Origin of the sequence: Neorhizobium sp. P12A (assembly GCF_008365395.1) — a bacterium.
GTDB lineage: Bacteria > Pseudomonadota > Alphaproteobacteria > Rhizobiales > Rhizobiaceae > Rhizobium.
This window is the reverse complement of record NZ_QOVX01000062.1, coordinates 1-2,011: the sequence shown is the minus strand read 5'-3', so window position 1 is coordinate 2,011 and position 2,011 is coordinate 1. Positions and strand designations below refer to the sequence as shown.

Annotated in this window: 4 protein-coding genes and 1 pseudogene; 2 read left to right on the top strand and 3 right to left on the bottom strand. The window is 56.6% G+C overall.

The window, feature by feature from the left end:
- Positions 1–556 precede the first annotated feature (556 nt).
- Positions 557–799: a hypothetical protein gene (locus tag DTW90_RS36840; protein WP_149345044.1), complete on the top strand. Its 243-nt coding sequence runs from the start codon at positions 557–559 to the stop codon at positions 797–799.
- Between the two features lie 406 nt (positions 800–1,205).
- On the opposite strand, the gene DTW90_RS37515 is transcribed toward DTW90_RS36840, so the two are convergent.
- Together DTW90_RS37515 and DTW90_RS38140 are read right to left on the bottom strand one after the other, a co-directional pair.
- Positions 1,206–1,370 carry a hypothetical protein gene (locus tag DTW90_RS37515; protein WP_188080196.1) on the bottom strand — a complete coding sequence of 55 codons (165 nt, stop codon included), beginning with the start codon at positions 1,368–1,370 and terminating at the stop codon, positions 1,206–1,208.
- A gap of 114 nt (positions 1,371–1,484) precedes the next feature.
- Positions 1,485–1,610: a hypothetical protein gene (locus DTW90_RS38140; protein ID WP_281026235.1), complete on the bottom strand. Its 126-nt coding sequence runs from the start codon at positions 1,608–1,610 to the stop codon at positions 1,485–1,487.
- A 51-nt stretch (positions 1,611–1,661) separates the two neighbouring features.
- Here DTW90_RS38140 and DTW90_RS36835 point away from each other — a divergent pair, with 51 nt between their 5' ends.
- Positions 1,662–1,889 carry a hypothetical protein gene (locus DTW90_RS36835; protein WP_132528518.1) on the top strand — a complete coding sequence of 76 codons (228 nt, stop codon included), beginning with the start codon at positions 1,662–1,664 and terminating at the stop codon, positions 1,887–1,889.
- A 20-nt stretch (positions 1,890–1,909) separates the two neighbouring features.
- Here DTW90_RS36835 and DTW90_RS36830 read toward each other — a convergent pair.
- A pseudogene (locus tag DTW90_RS36830) lies at positions 1,910–2,011 on the bottom strand (IS5/IS1182 family transposase); the annotation flags it as partial.

Below are 2,011 nucleotides of genomic sequence, written 5' to 3'. Positions count from 1 at the left end.
GACGCCGAAAATCTGCGCCGCGCCGGGGTATGACTACGATCGGGCTACGCCCTCACTCCGTCACACCCCGGCGCGAGTCTCATCCTGATTGACGCTGAATCTCACTTAGATTGCCGCTACGCAAGCAGGCCATCGTCGCTGAACGTCGTAATAGGCGGCGGTGGTCTCCTTTACCGTCCCCGAGGTCCAGCCCGAGCGTTTTTTTTAAAATTTGTCCGGAACCCCACGTTGCCGTGGTGCGTTATTCTCGCATCTGCATGACACTCTATTAGCTCCGCCTCACGCGGAGCTTTTTTTATGGCTGCTGCCTGCTTAATTGCAGGTGGGGAGCGGTTTCATATCCCAGGTCCATTCTCGAAGGCTGTCGGCATCGCAATCGGCGTAGGCGCCGCCTATGCATGGAACCTTAGCGGCGGCAGATGGTGTGCTCGATTTCTTGATTACCCTCGGGATGCTGGAGGGCGCGGATGCGATCCGGCGGCTGAAGATCCTTCTGGACGGCTCGCGTGTATGACCAATATCCCTTCCGCAGATCAAATGCAGCGGGAAGAAATCGATGCCAAAGAAACCTTCCGACATTCGGGACGCCATTGCCCAACTAAACGCAGCCCACACATCCATGCTTCTTGCGCTTGTCAAAACGCTTGAGGAAACGGGTACGATCAAAGCTCAACATTACGAGGCAAATGTGCGGATCGTGGCGGCTATGACCGCGAAAGACCACCCAGGCCTTGCGGCGGAGCTGTTGGCGCTGTTCGCAGAGCAGTTGAGACGCGATTGGCCTGAGGGAAAGGCGTGAGGGGGATCTGGTGATGGCCAAAGCAGAATTCAAACAGGCCGACCTCCAGCGCATCATGCGCGCCGCGGAGAAAGCTGGGCTCGCCGTCGAAATCGACCTCAAGACGATGATGGTGTCGTTCGTGCCGGTGGAAAAGGTGAAGAACAGCGGCCACGAACGAAGCTTGCGCCGGATGGCGAAGAGAACTGGGATGATTGAGCGAGTGCCTCAGCCGTCTGCTTGCCTTGGATATCGGTTAGCTTCGACGACAGCACCGACACCTGCGTCGAGAGCTTCCCGCTGTTTTCAATCACCGTGTCAAGCTTTCCCCCGAAGGTCTCGACCACACGGTCGATGCGGTCGTTCGTCGCCTCGACGGCCTTCTCGTTCGCGGCAACGCCCTAGATCGTCCGGTTCGTCTGAAACGTCAGCGGCGTGATCTGCGCGATCTGCTGCTGCATGCCGATAGCTGGTCTTGGTAGGACTTCAGTCGGTCCTTGCGGTGGTTGGCCTCCTGGGACAGACGAGCGTTGATGTCGGTGATCTGCGTCGCCTGCTTGCCGATCAGATTGCTGAGGTTCGAATAGGTCACCCCCCCAGCCGAACGCTATGACTGTGATGCCGGCCACGAAGCCGACGAGGTTCCATAGGTTCAATCTGGCCTTCTCAAGCATCACCGGCATATCGATTTCCTTTTCAGCCACCCTCATTCGCCCTTTTCGAATATGCGCATTTCAAAATGCCCTGCATGCGCCCGCGGTTGAGTCCGCCGGTCGTTCAGCGTTTCGAATGTCTTGAAGATCAGCACGAGGATGCTAAAATAACCCGTCATTTCCACCTTGCCCCGCTTCCAGGAAAATCGGGGCTTTTTTTCGCAAAGTCTATGACCGGAGAAAGCCGATATAACGGGGCGAAAGCCGCCTTTTTCGAAGTGCTCCAGACGCTCGGCGCTGAGCCGTTCACGCCGATCTCGAATTACGAGATTGGGCCGCCGATGATAATGCGCGGCTTCACCGAGCACGAAATCGTCAACATGTTCTTCTCATTGCAAGTCACGAAGGAGATCGAACTTCTGCCTGGCAACCGGCTGCAGATCCTGTCGGAGCTATGAGAGTCTGACTCGAAAAGGGTTCAACGATAGCAATATCTTGCGAGCCGCCGCGTAAGGATGCGGATATGGGCGATGGTTATCCAGGCTTCGGCTGAGATGATGGATTTTTCCCAATCCTTGGC

What these genes read in the sequence shown, in the direction of transcription:
- DTW90_RS36840 (WP_149345044.1), top strand. Translation starts at nt 557, where the DNA reads ATGCCAAAGAAACCTTCCGACATTCGGGACGCCATTGCCCAACTAAAC.
- DTW90_RS38140 (WP_281026235.1), bottom strand. Translation starts at nt 1,610, where the DNA reads ATGACGGGTTATTTTAGCATCCTCGTGCTGATCTTCAAGACATTCGAA.
- DTW90_RS36835 (WP_132528518.1), top strand. Translation starts at nt 1,662, where the DNA reads ATGACCGGAGAAAGCCGATATAACGGGGCGAAAGCCGCCTTTTTCGAA.